Genomic DNA, 15765 nt, shown 5'->3' on the forward strand with positions numbered 1-15765 from the left:
TTTTTTTAACCGATTTCTCTTGTTTTAATCTTCAAAATCAGTGAAATATATTTTTCAAATTTAATTATTCTATATCTGATTTCGCAATTAATCTCTTTGTCAAGTAATGAAAACGAATATAAAGACAAATTGCCGCTGCAGTCAAACCTGCCAAAAGTCCGACCCAAACTCCTTGCGCCTTCAGTTCTGTGTGTTCTCCTAAATAATAGGAAATCGGAAAACCAATAACCCAATAGGCTACAAAAGTAATGTACATTGGAACTTTTACGTCTTGTAATCCGCGTAAAGCGCCTAAAACAACAACTTGAATTCCGTCAGAAATCTGGAAAACAGCTGCAATTAAAAGCAGTTTTGAAGCAATGCCAATAACTTCTTCGTTATCTAAAATCTGCCCTGTATTTTCCATATTTAAGAAAATGTATGGAAGATAATCGTGGAAAATAATAAAGAAAATTGCAAATACGGTCTCTAATATTATAGCAAGCAAAAAGATAGAACGGGCAACAACAATCAGTTTTTTATAATCCATCAGTCCTCTTTGGTTACTTACACGCACCATAGAAGTTACACTTAATCCCATTGCAAACATAAAAGTCATCGAAGCCAAACTCAAAGCAATCTGATTGGCAGCCTGACTTGTTTTTCCGATGTTCCCGCAAAGCCAGATCGAAGCGGTAAACAAAACCACTTCAAAAAGCATCTGCATTGCAGAAGGAAATCCGATACTGATAATTTTTTTGATCATAGTTTTTTTGATTTCATTAAAACTAAAACCTTTAAAAAATCGCTTTAAATCATCTCTTCGCGAAAGCATAATATGCATGAACATTACCAAAAATATTCTCGAAATTACGGTTCCTAATGCTGCGCCAATAATTCCCATTTTTGGAAAAATCCAGATTCCGTAAATCAAAACATAATTTATACCTACGTGAAGCACATTTGCCATTACCATCGCATACATAGAATATTTGGTCAAAGACATTCCGTCTGCAAATTGCTTATACCCCTGATACATTACAAGCGGAATCAAAGAAAAAGCTACCCATCCTAAATAAGGTTTTGCAAGAACAATAACATCTTCTGGCTGTTTTAACAATTCCATAATTGGTTTAGCAAACATGATAACGGTAAAAAGTACCAATCCTAGAATTGTACATAGAAATAATCCATGATGAAAGGCAGAACGAATTTTGGTATCGTTTTTCTCCGCATCACCTTCGGCAACGATTGGCGTAATAGCTGTAGAAAATCCAATTCCTAAAGACATCGCAATAAAAATCATACTGTTACCCAGTGAAACTGCCGCCAATTCTGTGCTTCCAATTTTACCAACCATTATATTATCAACAATACCAATTAAAGTATGCCCGACCATACCCAAAATTACGGGATATGCTAGTCTTAAATTATACGAAAACTCTTTGGTGTACTGCTTTAAATTCACTTTTATTCTATTTTGTGCGCAAAGATAGTCAGAAGCTTCGAATTCTATCCTATCAATAAAAATATATACCAATTTTAAGACAAAAATAAGACGAACTCAATATTATGTAACGATTTTTAAAAATTGTATAACAAACTCCAAACGCCTCCAATATAATTTTACAACATAGAAATTTCAAAAATATAAGCCATGAAAAAATTACAGATGTTATGCCTAGCTGCGTTCACGTTTTTATTTGCCAACACCACTTTTGCTCAAGAGAGCGGAGTAGAAAATTACGATCAGGGTTTTAGATTAGGAGTCGGATTAAATGGAGGATTACCTACCGACGGTGATTACGACTGGGCTCTTGGGGGAGACGTTCGTTTACAATATGATCTTTCTAAGAAAACATCTTTGACTTTAACAACGGGATTTACAAACCTATTTATGGGAAAAGATGACCTTGGAAACAACATAAAAGATCTTGGATTTATTCCGGCCAAAGCAGGTTTTAAAGCTTTTGTCTTAAAAGATCAATTTTATGTTTTAGGAGAACTGGGTGCTGGTTTTGCGGTAACAAATGGTTACGATAAAACAACTTTTTTATGGGCTCCAGGAATTGGTTATGCCAACAAGTACATCGACTTAAGTGTTCGTTACGAAGATTATCATGATTTTAGAACCAATCAAGTAGCATTGCGTGTTGCTTATGGTTTTAAACTATAAAAAATAGGTTTAATTTATTATTTTGTTTTTGGTAAAAACCCGACGGTCTCAAGAGTCTGTCGGGTTTTTTATTTTTACAACATACCATTGGTCAAAACAAAAGTGCAAGTAGTCAAATGATTTTTCAGGATTGATTTGGAACGCGGTAATTCGCAGAAAAATTAATCAAATCATGAACAAAACAATCTTTTATCTATCGCAACTTTTACTTTTTTTACTTGCCACAGTTGCTGCACGCTCACAATCGGGAATTTCAGGCGAATTTAAACTCGATTTTGTCCCTTTTTCTAAATATGTAAGGCCATTGGACAGTACGAAAACAAATGCCGAAAGCAATTTTAAAAGATCACAGATCGCTTTTGAAGTACCCCTATCTATAAAAATGGATAAATACGATCATCCAAAACTCTGGTCTGTATTTTTTAATAGCAGTTACGCCAAAATGGAAAACAGAAATTACAATATTCAAGATCTACCAGTAGAATTTCAAGGCGGATTTCCGAATGAATTACTCAATACGCAAATTGGAGTTAAGCATTTACGTTCCATTTCTTCTTCATGGTCTTTATTAATAATGGCTTCCGTTGGTGTTTATACAGACATGGTCGAAATTAATAAAGATGATGTCCTTATTCAAGGGGGAATTCTTTTTATCAAACAATTTAACCCTAAACTGGCTTTGGGTGCAGGTCCTGTTTTGACTAATAGTTTTGGTGTTCCAATGGTGCTTCCTGGAATTTATTTTAACTGGGAATCTACTGGAGCTTTACATTTTAAGGTTGCTTTTCCGGAAGGCGTAGAAATAGGCTATCGAATGTCTGATCATTTTGACTTAAAAGCAGTAGCTGAATTAAGCGGAATGACAGCTGAAACCAAAATTGGAAATAAATCTACATTACTCGGATATCAGCAGATAATTGCAGGCTTAAGACCTCAGATGAAATTTGGAAAACATTGGATTTTAGAACCAACTGGCGGAACTACTCTTGTTCGAAGTTTTTCGACGACGAACCGAAAAATTAAAGAAATCTTTAAAGAAAAAGATATTGCAGATCCAAGATTCACTACTACTTTTTATGGAGCAATAGCTCTAAAATGGAAATTCTAGAGCTATCTGCTTAACAAGTTTTTATACACTACCTCTTTCAATAATACTTCTCTTCGAGTTCTTGAAATAGGTAGTTCTTGTCCTTTTATAAATAATCGCCCGCCAGAAATAGAATCTATATGTGTAACATTTACCAGAAATGATTTATGGATTCTAAAGAAAATTTCTGCAGGAAGTGTTTCTTCTAATGATATCATCGTTTGATGAATAATTAGCACTTTATCTTTAAAATGAAGCTTAGCATAATTTTGCATTCCTTCGATATATAAAATATCGATCCAAGAAATTTTCTGAAATCCTTCTTCCTGACGTACATACAAAAAGGGATCTAATTGACTTTGTTTTGGAGAATTCATCATTTGATGCCATTGCTTTGCTTTTAACGAAGCCTGATAAAAACGCTGAAATGTAATGGGCTTTAATAAATAATCTACAACCTGAAGTCGGTATCCGTCTAAAGCATGTTCTGAATAAGCAGTTGTAAAAATTACTAAAGGTGGATTCTCTAAAGATTCTAAAAACTCCAATCCCGATAAATAAGGCATATTGATATCCAGAAATAATAAATCGATCTCTCTTTCCTCAAGATATGAAGTCGCTTCTAGAGCCGAAGCACAAGTCGCTACGGTTTCTAGAAAATCAATTTTAGAAACAAAATCTGCTATTCCGTTTCTTGCTATGGGTTCATCATCGATAATGAGACATTTCATGTTCATAGTTTATTGTTTCTGGTTTGGTGTTTTTTTCACGCAGATTTGTTTTTTAACCGCAAAGAGCGCAAAGATTTACGCAAAGTTCGCAAAGTTTTAGTTTTATAAAAGGACGCTAATAACTAAAGCAATATGTTGAGATTTTCAAGATTAAAAATTCGCGTTAATTCGTGCAATTGCTTCGCCTGTCGCTATCGCTCGAGTTGTGGCAAAAAAATATAATCTGTGGCAAAAAATCATTTCAAATCTAGAGTCACTTCAACAGTAAAATCAGAATCGGTTTTATGGATGTTTAAATTGTGTTTTCCTGGATATTGTATTTCCAGCCTTTTCTTTACATTTTCCAAACCTAATCCTTGATTTTTTGAAGATATTTTATATTGCTCTGTATAAGAGTTTTCGATTTTAAAACTCAATTGATTGTTGAGCTGTTTGCAGGACAAATGCACATATCTTTTTTGGTTCGGAAGCCTTGAAACATGTTTAAAAGCATTTTCAATTAGCGGAACCAAAAGCAAAGGCACAATCTGAAGCTGTCCATTTTCAATACTCCATTTACTTTTAACCTCTAGCTCATTTCCCCATCTGGTTTCTTCAACAGCAATTAAATCTTTTAAATATTTAATTTCAAGATGCAGAGGCACATATTCCTTATTGCATTCGTACAATTGATACCTCAAAATATCCGAAAACTGAACCAATAAATCTGAAGCTAACTTTACATTGCTTTGCATCAGAATATGAATATGGTTTAACACATTAAACATTAAATGCGGATTGATCTGATCTTGTAAAATCTTAATTTGTGCTTCTAAATGAACCTGCTGTAATTGTGCATGATTTCTTTCGATGACATTATGTTCCTGATAAAATCGAAGTCCGCAAGCAGTACCACAAATTAAAATCGCTGACGGAATGTTGCCATAAAATCGTGCCCACAAAAATTGTAGAGAATCTACATCTGCTGCTTCAGGATATGCTTTCCTTCTCAAAACCGAATCAGAAAAAACAATATAAATCAATGACAGACAAAACCCCAAAAGCATTACAACAAAAACGCTTTGTACCGCAAACCAGCTCATTTTATTTTGTTTTAGCGCTTTGGGCAGTATAACATCACTTAAAATATGAGCTAAAACAGCAGAACAAAACAAAACTAAAACAGCCTGAATCGTAGCGGTCAAAAAATCGTAATCTTCGATCATCTGCGCCCAAATCGTGATACCTAACAAGCTCCAAAAAAAGACTAAAAATATCCAATGCCTATTTTTACTGATTGCAATCATTTATAGTTAATTTATTGAGAAAATTTGACTTCAAAAATAGTCCTATATTTTTTGAAACAAATAACAAAGGAGCATAAACCACAAGCACTATTAAAATTAGTTTGACGAACTGCATTTTTGTTTTGACCAATGGTATTTGCAAAACAGTTTAAAATTTTCTCAGATATAAATATAAAATAACCCCGATAGGTTTTTCAAAACTTATCGGGGTTCAAAAAATTATCAAATTGACTAATTATCTCAATTGTTCCATTACTTCTCTCCTAATTCTTTCTTATACAATTCAATATTGGCAGCCGTTTTTTCGTCTAACTCAGGTTCTTTAATATCGGTATGCTTTTTCATTTCTTCCCAAATAATTTTTGCTACAATATAGCGTGACATTTCTTTGTCATCTGCAGGAACAATATACCATGGTGCATGCGAAGTCGATGTTTTATTGATTGCGTCTTCATAATACTTCATGTATTCATCCCAATAACCGCGTTCTTTTAAATCGCCTGGAGAAAATTTCCAATTGTGTTTTTCTTCCTCCAAACGACGCAATAAACGCTGGCGCTGTTCTTCTTTGCTCAAATGCAGATAGAATTTCATTACGATTGTTCCGTTTTGAGAAATATGCTTTTCAAAATTATTAATCTGTTCAATTCTATTTTTCCAAAAATCAGGCGTAATATTTTCTACAGAATTAATTTCTGGTAAGTTTTCGGCCAAGACATATTCAGGATGCACACGGGTTACCAAAACATTTTCATAATGGGTTCTATTAAAAATGGCAAACTTCCCTTTTTCTGGAAGCGCAATATAATGGCGCCATAAATAATCATGCTCCAGTTCTGTTGAAGTGGGCGTTTTAAAACTATGCACCACTACTCCACGCGGATTAAACTCCTTAAAAACTTCACGAATCAAACTATCTTTCCCCGAAGTATCCATTCCTTGCAGACAAATCAAAACACTGTATTTGTTGTGTGCGTACATTACGTCTTGCAAATCGCTTAATTTGGCTTGTACCTTATCTAATTTTTCTTCTTTTTCGTCATCATCTGCTTTGACATTCAAAACAGTTGGAATTTCTTTAAGCTTTATTTTATCTACAACTTTAAAATCTTTCGGATCTATTGATTTCATATCTTTTTCAATTTTTGTCTTATAAATATAGTAATTTTACGAAGCATATTCCTGCTATTCATTGCAATACTTTTCAATAAACTGCTTTTTTCCAAAGCCATAACAAGAGCTTCCGTTGGTCGCTTTCTTATGTCAGGAAAAAATGCAATTTCTTTTCAAAGTATTTCCATTTCTATCAGGGCTAGACATTCATTTTCAAAATAACAATTCAAGTATTTCAAATTCATAATGAAAAAGATATTTCTAATTGTATTTTTACTTTTCTTAAATAAGTCTTACTGTCAAGATGGAAATTACTCAAATCCTGAAAAAGCTTTAATTAAAGTATATGGAAAATGTTACGAGGATTTAAAGTCAATTGAAGGAACAAGAGGTCTTATTCCTGAAAAGAAAAATGTAAAATTCTGTTCCCTATACCAATGTGTTTCAAGAATTGAATATGCAGAGAAACAGAAAGATATCGAAAAAGCAATTATCAAAAGAGCTGTAGAAATAACTGTTAGACTTTATAGCGAAGGAACTCCTGTATATTTAATCTACGGGATGAACAGTTCAAGCCAAGCCGATTGGGATAATCAAATTTTGACAGACGACGATAATTTAGTCTATATAAGTGTTGCAGAATGTATTGTTTCAAACTCTTTAATAAAAATAAGTGAAGCTGTAAATAAAGCGACAATGGAGTTAGTTAATAACTCAAAATCAGTAAAACAAAAAAAATAAAATAACAGAAGCTCTCAAAACAACATTTCATGGAAAAATTCACCTTAGAAATATTATTTCAAATTATCGGAATCGGTTCTGCATCAGGATTATTTTACAATAACGATGCACTTTATGTAATTGGCGACAACAGCGGATTCCTTTACGAATACAATATGCAGAATCAGCAATTAAATCAACACGCTTTAATTGACAATCCGACGCAAAATATTCCGAAAAATCTAAAACCTGATTTTGAATCCCTAACGCATCATAACGACACATTGTATGTTTTTGGTTCTGGTTCAACCGAAAACCGAAATAAAATGATTGAATTTGATATTAAATCGAAAACGGTTTTACAAAAGAATAATTTAGTCGATTTGTACGGGGTTATGCAGAATTTCGGAGAAATAAAACCCGAAGATTTTAATCTGGAAGGCGCTATTTTTGATGGAGAAAATTGGTATTTATTCAATCGAGGAAATGGGGCCACTAACAAAAACACCATTTTTACCATTCACGCTAAAAATCTCGGAGAAGAATTTGCGCTGATTTCGGTCAATTACAAACTGCCAAAAATAAAAGGCGTTCGCTCCAGTTTTACCGATGCTGTTTTGGTCGATGATAAAATCTATTTCCTTTCAACTGCCGAAGATACCAAATCAACTTACGATGATGGTGCAATCTTAGGAAGTTTCATTGGAAGAATAGACGTTAAAACGATGAAAATAGATTTCACTCAAAAAATTACGGCAACCAATAAATTTGAAGGTCTAACTTTATACAAAAAAGAAAATAATAAAATCGAGTTTTTGCTTTGCGAAGACAATGACACAGAGCTTTTAGAAACGAAAATCTATAAATTGACATTACCGATTAAGTAAAAGCTATTCGATTACAATATTAACGTAGAGACGCACCGCAGTGCGTCTAACATGAGAGAATCCATAATTTGATATTCTTTGCGTAGACGCACTGCAGTGCGTCTCTACAATAAAACCTTTGTAGCTTTGTAACTTTGTAACTTTGAACCCAAAAAAAATATTTTAATATTTTTTTCACCCCCATCCCAACCTTTTTATCTTTTTATCTCTCTATACAAGAAAGACAACAATTGTGATAAACGAGACTCAAATAGCAAACTGTAAAAAAATGCACCGCGACGCCCAGCGTGAGGTGTACGAATACATGGCGCCTAAGTTGTACCGCCTATGCAAAAGATATTTAAAAAAGGAAGAAGAAATTGAAGAAGCGTTAGCCGATTCTTTCTTTACTATTTTCACCAAACTGGATCAATTAAAAGAAGCTTATGCTTTTGAAGCTTGGGCTAGACGAATAACTGTAAATCATTGTTTGGCAAGTATTAGAAAAGCAACCAACTTCAACATGTATTTAGACGACATAAAGCTGATTTCTCAGCCTTCTGTCGATGAACTGAATACGTTGGAAGAAGAAGATCTACTTAATTTATTAAACCACATTCCTGACGGCTGTAAAACTGTTTTTAACCTTTTTGTTATTGAAGGTTTCTCTCATAAAGAAATAGCCGAAATGCTAAAGATTTCTGAAGGCACCTCAAAATCACAACTGAATGCCGCTAAGACCAAACTGAAAGAACTGGTTAATAAACTGTATTATCAAAAAGCAAAATAGTCATGGACAATCAAGATAAATTATTCGATAAAATAAAAGAAGCTTCGCAAAAAGCCGAGTTTCAAGACTTTCCAGGAATGGAAAAAGTCTGGTCGCGTGTTGAAGAAAAACTGGACAAAAAAGAAGATAAAAAAACAATCGCTTTATGGAAGAAAATTGCAATTGCGGCTTCTCTTCTTTTACTTATTTCTTTAGGATATCAATTTTTACATGCAGATAAAGAAACTGTAACAGAAACGCCAAAAGTGGTTTTTGATGCAAAAGAAATCAAACAATTGGAAAAACCAATTTTAGATAAAAAAGTGGAAATTACTTCTTCAGATTCAGAAATAGTTTCTAATGAAGAAGCGGTTAAAATTTTAGAAAATCAAACTAAAAACAAAGAACGAGTTGCGATTCAAGAAACAATAATTCCTAAAGCAGAACCAATTCAAGCTGTTGCAACACCAAAAATTGAAGCAGAAGCTACTATTCCTGCAAAAGTTGCAATAAGTGAAAGTTTTGATGAAGAAGATGCTAGTTCTTCAAAAAAAGATGCTTTTGAAGAAAGAAGTTATCTAGACACAAAAAACAGACAATCTGCTAAAGTTGCTTACGCAGCCGCACCCGCTCAAAAAGCTAAGAAAAATGCTCCTCTGGTAATTCTTAACGGAAATGCGATGGCACACAGTGACGATGCTAAAAGAGATAAAATGATGCAAGCAGAAATGTCTAATTTACAGCCTGAAAATGTTGAGTCTCTAGTAGTTCTAGACGATCCTCTATACATTATCGACGGCATCTATTACTCTGAAGAAGATTTATTTGGTAAAAACCCAACAAGTCCTTATGCGCCTTTAGACAAACAGGAAATTAAAACAATAACTATTTTACAAGACCTCGAAGCTACTTCTAAATATGGCGAACGAGGAAAAAAAGGAGTTCTTATTATTACTACTAAAAACGGAAAACCAGCTCCGAAAAAATAATCTTATGCTTTGTCAAAGTCTGCAGCTTTGACAAAGCAAAATCAAAACATTAATCTTAAAACTTATTATCATGAAAAGTCTAAAACTTATTTCATCAGCCATTGCTATGCTTATATGTTTCGTAACCATGGCACAAGAAAGAACCATTACAGGAACAGTTACAGATGAATCTAGCCTAGCGCTTCCGGGGGTTCAAATAAATATTAAAGGAACTAAAAAGTATGCCCAAACCGATTTTGATGGTAAATATTCTATTCAGGCACAAAGGGGAGACGCTCTTGTTTTTAGTTACATCGGTATGGATACTCAAACCTTTTATGTACAATCTTCAAATATTATCAATGTTAAACTAAAAAGTAGTCATGCTGAATTACAAGAAGTTGTAGTTGTTGGCTATGGAACTTCCAGTTCTGAATACGAAGACCGAAGTTATGCTCGTGCTGAAAGAAAAAGAGAGAAAAAAGATGCTAAGCAAGCACTTAAAGGAAAAGTTGCAGGAATTCAAACTCAAAATTCTATCGCATATTCTGCTATGCCAGCTCCAATTGCTATTCGCGGTACTGCATCAATTTCACCCATAAACGAACCTATGTACATTATTGATGGAGTTCCTGCAAAAGCCAATCAAATGGCAAAAATTAATCCGAATGATATTGATAATGTTTCGGTTTTAAAAGACCAAGCGGCAACTTCGATTTATGGAAGCAAAGCTTCAAATGGTGTTGTAATTATTTCAACCAAAAATGAAATCTACAAAAACCTTTCTGAAAAAGAATTGGACAAAAAATTAAACATTATGCCAATTCCGACTGAACCAACTCAGGAAGATTATGATGCTTTTGTAGAAAATGCTTTTGAAAGTCCGAAAACAGCGCCACTTTCTACTTTTTCTATAGATGTCGATAATGCTTCTTATACGAATATTAGACGATTTTTAAACAACGGACAGCAAGTTCCAAAAGATGCCGTTCGTGTAGAAGAAATGGTTAATTTCTTTAAATATACTTATCCGCAACCCAAAAACGAACATCCATTTTCGATCAATACCGAAGTGAGCGATTCGCCTTGGAACTCCAATAACAAAATCTTGAAAATTGGTTTACAAGGAAAAAACATTCCAACTGAGGATTTACCCGCTTCAAACTTGGTTTTCTTGATTGATGTTTCTGGATCTATGGAAGACATGAACAAATTGCCTTTGCTAAAACAATCATTAAAAATTTTGGTTAACGAATTAAGAACAAAAGACAAAGTAGCGATTGTAGTTTACGCTGGTGCTGCGGGAATGGTTTTGCCTCCAACTTCTGGAGATGAGAAAAAAACAATTATTAATGCCTTGGATAATTTGCAAGCTGGAGGAAGTACAGCCGGTGGAGCAGGAATTGAATTAGCCTATAAAATTGCAACTGAAAACTTCATTAAAAGTGGAAACAACAGAGTAATCTTGGCTACCGACGGAGATTTTAACGTTGGAAGTTCTTCTAATTCTGATATGGAAAAACTAATTGAAGAAAAAAGAAAAACAGGCGTTTTCTTAACTTGTTTAGGTTATGGAATGGGAAATTACAAGGACAGCAAAATGGAAATCTTGGCTGACAAAGGAAACGGAAATTATGCCTACATCGATAACATTCAAGAAGCCAATCGTTTTTTAGGAAAAGAATTCAAAGGTTCGATGTTTGCTATCGCGAAAGATGTAAAAATCCAGATTGAATTTAATCCAAAACAAGTTCAGGCGTATAGATTGATTGGCTATGAAAACAGAAAATTGCGTCCAGAAGATTTTAAAAATGATGCAATTGATGCAGGAGAATTAGGCAGCAATCATACGGTTACAGCTTTGTATGAAATTATTCCGGCTGGAGTAAAAAGTGATTATTTAGCCGAACAGCCAGATGCTTTAAAATACACTAAAACCGAAAATAGTTCTACTAATTACAGCAATGAATTGGCTACAATAAAATTCCGTTACAAAAAGCCTGACGGCGATAAAAGCATCGAAATGGTTCAGGTAATCGAAAACAAATCGGTGAATTTAGAGAAAGCAAGTGATGATATGAAATTTAGTTCTGCCGTAGCTTGGTTTGGTTTGAAATTGAGAGATTCAAAACTAATTGCGGACAAATCTTCTAAAGAAATTATAAAACTAGCAAAACAAGGAAATTCAAACGACGGCGAAGGTTACAAAGCAGAATTTATTCGTTTAGTTGAAACTTCGAAACTGCACAATTAATAAAAATTATATTACATTTGCGGCTTTATTTTTAAAACTTATTTTACACACGTATGAATCCTATTTTAAGCCAAAATCTATTTTTAGTAAAAGAACATGTTGGAATGTTCAAAGCCGCAAACAATTACGATATTTATCATCCAGAAACCAATCAAATTATAATGAACTGCCGAGAAAACAATCTTGGTTTTTTCACCAAAGTATTTCGTTTTACAGATTATAAAAGAGCAACTCCGTTTAATGTTGAAATTACAACTGCTTCTGGAGAAAAATTAATAACAGTAAGAAGAGGTGTTGCCATCTTTAGATCTACTGTTGAAGTTTTGGACGAAAAAGATCGTTTGGTTGGAACTTTCAAACAAAAATTCTTTTCTATTGGAGGAAAGTTTGATATCCTAGATAAAAACGAAAAACCAGTTGCAACGCTTCAAGGAAAATGGACCGGTTGGGATTTTAAATTCTCTCATGAAGGCAAACAATTAGCGCAAGTAAATAAAAAATGGGCTGGATTAGGAAAAGAGTTTTTTACAAGTGCCGATAATTATGTACTTCAAATTGAAGAGACAGTAGCAGCCGATAGTCCGTTGAGACAGTTAATTTTAGGAGCCGTAATGTGTATAGACATGGTTCTGAAAGAATAACAGAAAGTTGTTAAACTTAGATTAAGAATATCTTTTAAAGCATCATTTTAGTTTTCAAAACCTTATTTTTGTAAGACTTAAAATGATGCTTTCTGCATTTCTAAAAACACAATCATGACCGACTTAAAAAATAAAAATGCCTTTATTACTGGCGCAGGAAAAGGAATAGGAAAAGCTGTGGCAATTGCTTTGGCCAAAGAAGGCGTAAACCTAATTTTAGTTTCGAGAACAAAAAGTGATATTGATCAGCTGGCAGAAGAAACTGCTAAACTGGGTGTAAAAACTTTGGCTTTGTCTGCCGATGTTTCTGACATCAGTTCTATCAATTCTGCTGTTGAAAAAGCTATCGCAGAATTTAAAAGCATTGACATTTTAATCAATAGCGCTGGAATTGCTTCTTTTGGAAAATTCTTAGAATTAGAGCCAGAAGCTTGGGAAAGAATTATTCAGGTAAATTTAATGGGAACTTATTACACAACTCGTGCCATTATCCCAAATATGATCGAAAGACAAACTGGAGATATTATTAATATTTCATCAACTGCTGGATTAAACGGAAACGCTTTGACAAGTGCTTACAGTGCTTCTAAATTTGCAGTTTTAGGTTTAACTGATTCTTTGATGCAGGAAATGAGAAAACACAATATTCGTGTTACGGCCTTAACACCAAGTACTGTCGCAACTGATATGGCAAAAGACTTAAACTTAACTGATGGAAACCCAGAAAAAGTAATGCAGTCTGAAGACATGGCAGATTTAATCATTGCTCAATTAAAACTGAACAGAAGAGTGTTTATTAAAAATAGCAGCATCTGGTCTACTAACCCATAAAGAATAAATTCTAAATTTTTGAAATTCCAAATTCCAATCTCAAAGTAATTGGAGTTTGGAATTTAAATATTGGAATTTGGAACTAAATTATTGGAATTTAAAAAAACATGATGGAACAATATTTAAGACAATTGGTCGAAATAGAATTTCAGGATAAAAAACAGATTTTCTCCGGATTTCTTATTGATTATTCTGATGAATGGATTTTGCTTCGAAATAATCCTGTAGATTTTATTTTGGATGGTTTTGTTATTTTGAGAAATAAAAACATTGAAGCCGTAAACCGAGATCACGATTTGGCTTTCACAGAAAAAGTAATTCGGATGAAAGGATTAAAAATTAATTCGGATGATATTATCCCGATTAAAGATTTGGCTTCGATTATTAAATTTATTTCTGAGAAATATGGCATTTTTCAGATTGCAAAAAAATCATCTAAATCTGCTTATCTAGGAAAATTAATCGAATTAAATGAGGAAGAATTGACTATCGATTTTTTAGATACGCAAGGTCAGTTTGGAGGAGAATTAAGTTTTAATCCCGAAAAAATTCGAGTTATAGAATTTGATACCGATTATATTAATTCTTTGAAATTGGTTGTTCAGGAAAATGAATAATTTATAAAAACAGAAAAGCCTCTAATAAGAGGCTTTTTTTTGTCATTCCGAGGAACGAGGAATCACACTAGTAATTCCGTATGTTATAATTGTCAATCTTTGTAGAGTTTCGAGTGTGATTCCTCGTTCCTCGGATGACAAATCTTTGAGTATATTTTTTAAGCTTCCGCCAATTTATTCAAAAACTCCAAACGAACACTTCCGTCTTCGTCTATTTTTGTCAAATTGATTTCTTGCAAAGTATTTACTAATTCTGGATTCCAAGGTGTTTTTACTTTTACGTAGTTTTCAGTAAACCCATGAATATATCCTTCTTTATTTTCGCTTTCAAAAAGAACTGTTCTGTTTGTTCCTAACTGGCTTTCGTAAAAAGCACGACGTTTTTTAACTGACAAACCGCGTAGCATTTTACTGCGCTTTGCTCTAACATTTGAAGGAACTACGCCTTCCATATCAACAGCTTCGGTATTATCTCTTTCTGAATACGTAAATACGTGTAAATACGAAATATCCAATTCATTTAAGAAATGATACGTTTCTAAAAAGTGTTCATCTGTTTCTCCAGGAAAACCAACAATCACATCGACACCAATACAAGCGTGTGGCATTACTTCACGAATTTTATTGACACGGTCAATATAAACTTCACGCAAATAGCGACGTTTCATCAATTTCAAAATATCATTGCTTCCTGATTGCAACGGAATATGAAAATGCGGTACAAAAGTTCTGCTTTTAGAAACAAATTCGATCGTTTCGTTTTTCAATAAATTCGGTTCGATAGACGAAATTCTTAAACGCTCAATTCCTTCTACTTTATCTAAAGCCTGAACTAAATCTAGAAAAGTATGTTCGTGTTTTTTGTTTCCGAACTCCCCTTTTCCGTAATCACCAATATTTACACCCGTTAAAACAATTTCACGGATATTTTGAGCCGAAATTTCTTTGGCATTTTTTAGTACATTTTCTAAAGCATCACTTCTAGAAATTCCTCTTGCCAACGGAATTGTGCAATAGGTACATTTATAATCGCAACCGTCTTGAACTTTTAAGAATGCTCTGGTACGGTCTCCAATAGAATAACTTCCTACGTAGAAATCGGCTTCAGCAATTTCGCATGAGTGAACTTCGCCCATATCGTTTTTGCTCAAATCATGGATATAGTCTGTGATTTTGAATTTTTCTGTTGCGCCCAAGACCAAATCAACACCATCAACCGCCGCTAATTCTTCTGGTTTTAATTGTGCATAACATCCAACAGCAGCAACAAAGGCCTTTTCATTCAGCTTCATTGCTTTTCTAACTACCTGCTTAAACTGCTTATCTGCATTTTCTGTTACAGAGCAAGTATTAATGACATAAATATCTGCTATTTCTTCAAAATCGACGCGGTCAAAACCTTCGTCATTAAAATTTCTGGCAATTGTAGAAGTCTCTGAAAAATTCAGTTTACAACCCAGCGTATAAAAGGCAACTTTTTTTCTGTTTTCCATAATCTGCTTAAATTAATGAAATCGTTGTCAAAAAATTTAAGGCTGCAAATTTACGAACAATATTCATCAAAAGAAAGCAATTAATTTACTTCGAATCAATAATTTGACACTAATGTTAATTTAGAAACATTCGAAAGCTAATTTTTTCTATTTTTATTAAAAAAAAATCTGAGCCTGATATTCTTGAAATTTTAATGCTCTGATAAGAATTAAATGACAAAATAATCGATTAAA

The 15765-nt window shown here is 33.5% G+C and carries 15 protein-coding genes; 10 read left to right on the forward strand and 5 right to left on the reverse strand.

The window, feature by feature from the left end:
• Positions 1 to 64 precede the first annotated feature (64 nt).
• Complete coding sequence (locus BSF41_RS19090) at positions 65 to 1447, reverse strand: MATE family efflux transporter (RefSeq protein WP_095931091.1); 1383 nt, start codon at positions 1445 to 1447, stop codon at positions 65 to 67.
• A 189-nt stretch (positions 1448 to 1636) separates the two neighbouring features.
• On the opposite strand from BSF41_RS19090, the gene BSF41_RS19095 reads away from it, so the two are divergent.
• Positions 1637 to 2155, forward strand: a complete 519-nt coding sequence (locus BSF41_RS19095) for a hypothetical protein (RefSeq protein WP_095931092.1) — start codon at positions 1637 to 1639, stop codon at positions 2153 to 2155.
• A gap of 172 nt (positions 2156 to 2327) precedes the next feature.
• Positions 2328 to 3263 carry a DUF6268 family outer membrane beta-barrel protein gene (locus BSF41_RS19100; RefSeq protein WP_095931093.1) on the forward strand — a complete coding sequence of 312 codons (936 nt, stop codon included), beginning with the start codon at positions 2328 to 2330 and terminating at the stop codon, positions 3261 to 3263.
• A gap of 2 nt (positions 3264 to 3265) precedes the next feature.
• Here the strand turns inward: BSF41_RS19100 and BSF41_RS19105 are convergent, their stop codons facing one another.
• The 3 genes from BSF41_RS19105 to BSF41_RS19115 form a co-directional block, all read right to left on the reverse strand.
• Positions 3266 to 3979: a LytTR family DNA-binding domain-containing protein gene (locus BSF41_RS19105; protein WP_172426940.1), complete on the reverse strand. Its 714-nt coding sequence runs from the start codon at positions 3977 to 3979 to the stop codon at positions 3266 to 3268.
• Between the two features lie 230 nt (positions 3980 to 4209).
• A complete protein-coding gene (locus BSF41_RS19110) occupies positions 4210 to 5259 on the reverse strand; it encodes a sensor histidine kinase (protein ID WP_095931094.1) in 1050 nt (349 codons plus the stop codon).
• 252 nt (positions 5260 to 5511) lie between these two features.
• Positions 5512 to 6390 (reverse strand): PPK2 family polyphosphate kinase, encoded by an 879-nt coding sequence (locus tag BSF41_RS19115; protein ID WP_095931095.1) that lies wholly within the window; start codon positions 6388 to 6390, stop codon positions 5512 to 5514.
• 228 nt (positions 6391 to 6618) lie between these two features.
• On the opposite strand from BSF41_RS19115, the gene BSF41_RS19120 reads away from it, so the two are divergent.
• The 8 genes from BSF41_RS19120 (at position 6619) to BSF41_RS19155 (ending at position 14038) form a co-directional block, all read left to right on the forward strand.
• Positions 6619 to 7113: a hypothetical protein gene (locus BSF41_RS19120; RefSeq protein ID WP_095931096.1), complete on the forward strand. Its 495-nt coding sequence runs from the start codon at positions 6619 to 6621 to the stop codon at positions 7111 to 7113.
• A gap of 29 nt (positions 7114 to 7142) precedes the next feature.
• Entirely contained in the window at positions 7143 to 7979 is an 837-nt protein-coding gene (locus tag BSF41_RS19125) for a hypothetical protein (RefSeq protein WP_095931097.1), read from the forward strand.
• A gap of 268 nt (positions 7980 to 8247) precedes the next feature.
• Positions 8248 to 8748, forward strand: a complete 501-nt coding sequence (locus BSF41_RS19130) for an RNA polymerase sigma factor (RefSeq protein ID WP_095931098.1) — start codon at positions 8248 to 8250, stop codon at positions 8746 to 8748.
• Positions 8749 to 8750: 2 nt separating this feature from the next.
• Positions 8751 to 9716 carry a hypothetical protein gene (locus BSF41_RS19135; protein ID WP_095931099.1) on the forward strand — a complete coding sequence of 322 codons (966 nt, stop codon included), beginning with the start codon at positions 8751 to 8753 and terminating at the stop codon, positions 9714 to 9716.
• 70 nt (positions 9717 to 9786) lie between these two features.
• On the forward strand, positions 9787 to 11949 hold the full coding sequence (locus tag BSF41_RS19140) for a VWA domain-containing protein (protein ID WP_095931100.1): 2163 nt from the start codon (positions 9787 to 9789) through the stop codon (positions 11947 to 11949).
• Positions 11950 to 12002: 53 nt separating this feature from the next.
• The gene (locus BSF41_RS19145; RefSeq protein ID WP_095931101.1) at positions 12003 to 12590 is read left to right on the forward strand and encodes a phospholipid scramblase-related protein; all 588 of its coding nucleotides are present in this window, start codon (positions 12003 to 12005) and stop codon (positions 12588 to 12590) included.
• A 114-nt stretch (positions 12591 to 12704) separates the two neighbouring features.
• On the forward strand, positions 12705 to 13421 hold the full coding sequence (locus BSF41_RS19150; protein WP_095931102.1) for a 3-ketoacyl-ACP reductase: 717 nt from the start codon (positions 12705 to 12707) through the stop codon (positions 13419 to 13421).
• Positions 13422 to 13531: 110 nt separating this feature from the next.
• The gene (locus BSF41_RS19155) at positions 13532 to 14038 is read left to right on the forward strand and encodes a hypothetical protein (protein ID WP_095931103.1); all 507 of its coding nucleotides are present in this window, start codon (positions 13532 to 13534) and stop codon (positions 14036 to 14038) included.
• Positions 14039 to 14196: 158 nt separating this feature from the next.
• Here the strand turns inward: BSF41_RS19155 and mtaB are convergent, their stop codons facing one another.
• A complete protein-coding gene (gene mtaB, locus BSF41_RS19160; protein WP_095931104.1) occupies positions 14197 to 15531 on the reverse strand; it encodes a tRNA (N(6)-L-threonylcarbamoyladenosine(37)-C(2))-methylthiotransferase MtaB in 1335 nt (444 codons plus the stop codon).
• Positions 15532 to 15765: the final 234 nt, after the last annotated feature.

This window comes from Flavobacterium sp. ACN2 (assembly GCF_002303885.1).
Taxonomy (GTDB): Bacteria; Bacteroidota; Bacteroidia; order Flavobacteriales; family Flavobacteriaceae; genus Flavobacterium.

Bases quoted from the DNA above. Each gene is read 5' to 3' on its own strand.
- BSF41_RS19100 (WP_095931093.1), top strand. From the start codon at position 2,328: ATGAACAAAACAATCTTTTATCTATCGCAACTTTTACTTTTTTTACTT.
- BSF41_RS19135 (WP_095931099.1), top strand. From the start codon at position 8,751: ATGGACAATCAAGATAAATTATTCGATAAAATAAAAGAAGCTTCGCAA.
- BSF41_RS19140 (WP_095931100.1), top strand. From the start codon at position 9,787: ATGAAAAGTCTAAAACTTATTTCATCAGCCATTGCTATGCTTATATGT.
- BSF41_RS19105 (WP_172426940.1), bottom strand. From the start codon at position 3,979: ATGAACATGAAATGTCTCATTATCGATGATGAACCCATAGCAAGAAAC.
- BSF41_RS19095 (WP_095931092.1), top strand. From the start codon at position 1,637: ATGAAAAAATTACAGATGTTATGCCTAGCTGCGTTCACGTTTTTATTT.
- BSF41_RS19120 (WP_095931096.1), top strand. From the start codon at position 6,619: ATGAAAAAGATATTTCTAATTGTATTTTTACTTTTCTTAAATAAGTCT.
- BSF41_RS19115 (WP_095931095.1), bottom strand. From the start codon at position 6,390: ATGAAATCAATAGATCCGAAAGATTTTAAAGTTGTAGATAAAATAAAG.
- BSF41_RS19150 (WP_095931102.1), top strand. From the start codon at position 12,705: ATGACCGACTTAAAAAATAAAAATGCCTTTATTACTGGCGCAGGAAAA.
- BSF41_RS19110 (WP_095931094.1), bottom strand. From the start codon at position 5,259: ATGATTGCAATCAGTAAAAATAGGCATTGGATATTTTTAGTCTTTTTT.
- mtaB (WP_095931104.1), bottom strand. From the start codon at position 15,531: ATGGAAAACAGAAAAAAAGTTGCCTTTTATACGCTGGGTTGTAAACTG.
- BSF41_RS19145 (WP_095931101.1), top strand. From the start codon at position 12,003: ATGAATCCTATTTTAAGCCAAAATCTATTTTTAGTAAAAGAACATGTT.
- BSF41_RS19130 (WP_095931098.1), top strand. From the start codon at position 8,248: ATGCACCGCGACGCCCAGCGTGAGGTGTACGAATACATGGCGCCTAAG.
- BSF41_RS19125 (WP_095931097.1), top strand. From the start codon at position 7,143: ATGGAAAAATTCACCTTAGAAATATTATTTCAAATTATCGGAATCGGT.
- BSF41_RS19155 (WP_095931103.1), top strand. From the start codon at position 13,532: ATGGAACAATATTTAAGACAATTGGTCGAAATAGAATTTCAGGATAAA.